The sequence below is a fragment of the Paenisporosarcina sp. P4_D4 genome (assembly GCF_056401835.1).
In genome coordinates, this window is sequence record NZ_JBFUIO010000155.1 from 1 (window position 1) to 4,032 (window position 4,032).

Annotated in this window: 4 protein-coding genes; 2 read left to right on the forward strand and 2 right to left on the reverse strand. The window is 30.6% G+C overall.

What is annotated here, in order from left to right; genetic code table 11:
- Both AC1DSL_RS16205 and AC1DSL_RS16210 read left to right on the forward strand, forming a co-directional pair.
- On the forward strand, nt 1-305 hold a 305-nt coding region (locus AC1DSL_RS16205; RefSeq protein ID WP_477532981.1), incomplete at its 5' end, for a winged helix-turn-helix domain-containing protein.
- Complete coding sequence (locus tag AC1DSL_RS16210) at nt 302-2,137, forward strand: sensor histidine kinase (protein WP_477532982.1); 1,836 nt, start codon at nt 302-304, stop codon at nt 2,135-2,137. The genes AC1DSL_RS16205 and AC1DSL_RS16210, both read left to right, overlap by 4 nt.
- A gap of 246 nt (nt 2,138-2,383) precedes the next feature.
- Here AC1DSL_RS16210 and AC1DSL_RS16215 read toward each other — a convergent pair whose 3' ends face one another.
- Nucleotides 2,384-2,914: a hypothetical protein gene (locus AC1DSL_RS16215; RefSeq protein ID WP_477532983.1), complete on the reverse strand. Its 531-nt coding sequence runs from the start codon at nt 2,912-2,914 to the stop codon at nt 2,384-2,386.
- A 403-nt stretch (nt 2,915-3,317) separates the two neighbouring features.
- Nucleotides 3,318-4,032: N-acetylmuramoyl-L-alanine amidase family protein (locus tag AC1DSL_RS16220; RefSeq protein WP_477532984.1), on the reverse strand; the 715-nt coding region annotated here is incomplete at its 5' end.

Here is a 4,032-nt window from a genome sequence, read left to right on the forward strand (position 1 = left end):
GATCAATAGATACTTTAACTAAAAATGGTATTACAGTAGATTTTTCTTCAAGGCTAGTAAAGGTAGAAGGAGTAATTATTAATTTAACACATACCGAATTTGAAATCTTAACATATTTAATGCAAAATCAAGGAATCGTGATTACAAGAGAACAACTCTTATATAAGATTTGGGGACATGACTACTTTGGTGATGATCGAACGATCAATACACATATTCGTAATTTACGAGCGAAATTAGGAAGCAAATCAAAACTGATTTCAACGATTATTCGAACAGGATATAAGTTTGAGGAGAGTTTATGAAATACGGTATTGTTTTAAAATTATTTTTATTAACAACAAMGTTATGTTTGTTAATTACAGGTACAATTTATATTGGTCAGACCATCTTCTTTAAGCAATACTATGAAAATCAGAAAGTAAATGATTTGAAATCAAGTATCAAATCATTTGAGAAACAATACTTAAAAAGTAATGGRAATGTGCAATCCATCCAGCAATTAGAGCAAGATTTTTATCGTACTCACAATACATGGATAACTACATTGGATCAAAATGGAAATATTATTTCTTCAAATGATTATTATGCAGAAATTAAAATAAGTGACGCTAAAAATTCAAATCAATTCGTAACGATTCCACTGTATCATTTATTAAAAGGAGAAGATGTTTATAAAGATACTCCAACCATTACAATAGGAGAGGAAGTGGATCTTTATACGATTGAAAAAAATAATATAATAATCCCGTTTTATCTATATTTGGCACAGAATGATTCATATTTGGTAAATCAATTTATTTGGACAAACCTTGATAAGGAATTCCAAATGGATCATCATAAAGAATCTAATCTACAAAATAAAATAGCATTAACAATTAAATATCAATCTCAATATCATTCTAATTTTCAAATCAGTCAATTAAAAGGAACCATACAGAATGTACGATTTCCTGATCAAAATGATGTTTCCAGTATCATCTATAGTAATAGCTTATTTATGGAGCGTATTAGTGAATTCCAAACAGATTTATTGTTTAATGAAGAAAATCATTTCACAACGGTCAAAACGCTTGATTATGAGCAAAATGGAATAAAATACAAGCTGTTCATTGATCCGGTTAAAGAAAAAAATGGGAACATCAGTTATATCTTTTCAATGGCTTCCTTACAACCTGTAGATGAAGCTGCACAAATGGTCAACGATTATTTTATCTATTTGATAGCTTTTGTGTTACTACTAACTATTTTGGCTTCTTTTTACTATTCAATCAAAATTGCAAGACCATTATTAAAAATCAACAATTCAACTAGAAAAATTGCAGGCTTAGATTTTTCAGAACGAATTGAATATTACTCTAAAGATGAAATAGGCGATTTATCTCAGAATATAAATTTACTATCGGATACACTACATTCGCACATTACTCAGCTACAGCAAGACATTGAAAAAGAAAAACAGTTAGAGAATACTAGAAAAGAATTTATCTCAAGTGTCTCACATGAATTGAAGACCCCACTAAGTATTATGAAAAGTTGTATTTCGATCCTGAAAGACGGTGTTGCTAGTCATAAGAAGGATTACTACTTTGAAGCGATGGAAAAAGAAGTCGACAAGATGGATCGTTTAATTATTGATATGCTTGAACTAGCAAAGTACGAGTCTGGAACGTACAAAATGAAAATGGAATCTTTTTATTTAGACAAAGTAATTGAGCATATTTGTCATGAATTACATTTAGAAATAGAGAAAAAGAAATTAACCATTCATAAAGAATTGAATTCAATAAAAGTTTTAGCAAATCAACATCTTATCGGACAAGTCATAACGAACTACATTACAAATGCAATCCGTTATACGCCTTTGAATGAGCATATCTATATTTCGACCATCGTAGAGAATGAGCAGGTAAAAGTTTGCGTGGAAAATAAAGGGTCGCATATTCCAGTTGACCAATTAGAAAAGGTTTGGGAACGATTCTATCGAGGTGATACGTCTAGACAACGATCAGAAGGTAGTACTGGATTAGGCCTTGCCATTTCGAAAAATATATTAAATCTACATGGTGTGCAGTGTGGTGTCATGAATACTTCAGATGGAGTACTATTTTACTTTTATTTAAATATGGATCTTTGAAATGTAATGTATTAAAGCTGGATACCTTACTATTTTACCCATATAAAAACACCTCCAAGTTGTCTTTAGGTATTACATACCTGTTTTTCAACTTAAGGTGTTTTTATTTGTCTCAAACTATGGGGTCAGTTCCCAGTCAAAAAGAGGAGGCTTTCTTGTTTTACAAAAGATTTTGATATTCGAATTTTCTTGAATCGGTAAAGCGGTGAAACAGAACATTAACTCCAAGGTGTTTCAGTTTTGTGCTCAATTACTTTTGTGCTCAATTACTTGTAATACTTTCGGTTCAATATCTTTTAAACGTTGTTCCATTGAAGCAGAGTTTTTAGGAACTTCTCCATTTTCTTCAGCTTGAATCTGCACGGTAGTTTGTGATTTCGCAATGACCTCAATCACTTGTTGTGTAGAAACATTTTTAGATGATGCAATTTCATCAACCGATTTTCCAGTTGCTAATTCTTGTTTTAATTCTGCCCCATTCATATTTAATAAAGAAAATAGGTCCTGATTATTTAAAAACGCATTCGCAAAGTAATCAGGCTGACCATCCCATGTGAAAAAAGCCTCATCAGTAAAACTATATTGAGTTGATGTTTTTTTACTTTCTTGTACTTGTACGTTTACTTCTTGTTTTGTTATTTCATTCGATTCTTTGTTAACTATTTGTACCGATTTTACTGACTCATCTTTCTGATTTTGTGTAGCATAGGCACTTCCAGTTCCTACTAATAATGCTGTTGAAATACTAAGTACAGTGAATAAATTCTTTTTACCCATTTAAAATTCCTCATTTCATAATATTATTTGCCTTACAAAAACGATTATAATTGGACAATGTAAAGATGAAACCAAGACGATATCAATTGGAAATAAAGTTTTTTAACTTCTGTGAAATTTTAATTCCATTTTATCCCTCATTTCTTTGTTTTATTTGTCTTACAAAATGATTATCACCGGACAATGTTAAGGTGAAGTCAAGATGGTATCAATTGGAAATAAAGTTTTTGTATTTTGCGAAATGTTAAACCAAAAGATTACCGATTAACTTACCATTAAGATTCTTGCCGTTATTGTTTAATTTTTTTAAAATCCAATTAGTCTAATGCGGTTCAGAAGTATTTTTGATTATTTTTTATAAACATTAACTTCTTATTTTTTTATATAGTGGTTTAAATATCAACTATCTTAAAGAATCGATTATTCCGTCAACAATTGAATTTGCCGTGTTTCTTTGAAACTCTTCTGAAGTCATACGCGCTTCATCTTTTGAATTTGAGATGAACCCAAGTTCAAGTAAGATGGCTGGTCTTGAGTTTTCTCTTAATACATGAAGGTCTCCTAATCTTACTCCACGATTTCTAGCATCTAGTCCATTTTTAAATATATTTTCATGTATTAATTTCGCTATAGGCTCGTCCGTATTATTATAATAAGTTGTAATGCCTTCAACATCGTTTGTAAAAAAGGCATMAAAGTGTATACTAACAAACAGATCTGCATTCTCTTCTTCTGCAATTTTCACACGATCTTCAAGTGATACTTTCACATCATCTTTACGGGTTAAAATAACAGTAGCACCAGTACGTTCCTCTAAATTACTTTGAATATTTTTAGACATTGTTAATGTTACATCTTTTTCAATTGTCCCATTCTGTCCACTTGCACCAATATCCCCTCCGCCATGACCGGGATCAATTACGATTGTTTTACCTGTTAAGATCTTTGTAGAATTTACTTTATTTTCATAAGATGCTTTAGCTGAATTCGCAATCTTTGCGGAAGATTCTTTAGCTAAACTTTCATTATTTCCCATCATTCCATTATCTTGAAGTTTTATGATAGAAAATACCACTATAAATGCTATTACTAATAAAAAAATATATCTGTTCTTATTC

Bases quoted from the DNA above. Each gene is read 5' to 3' on its own strand.
- AC1DSL_RS16215 (WP_477532983.1), bottom strand. From the start codon at position 2,914: ATGGGTAAAAAGAATTTATTCACTGTACTTAGTATTTCAACAGCATTA.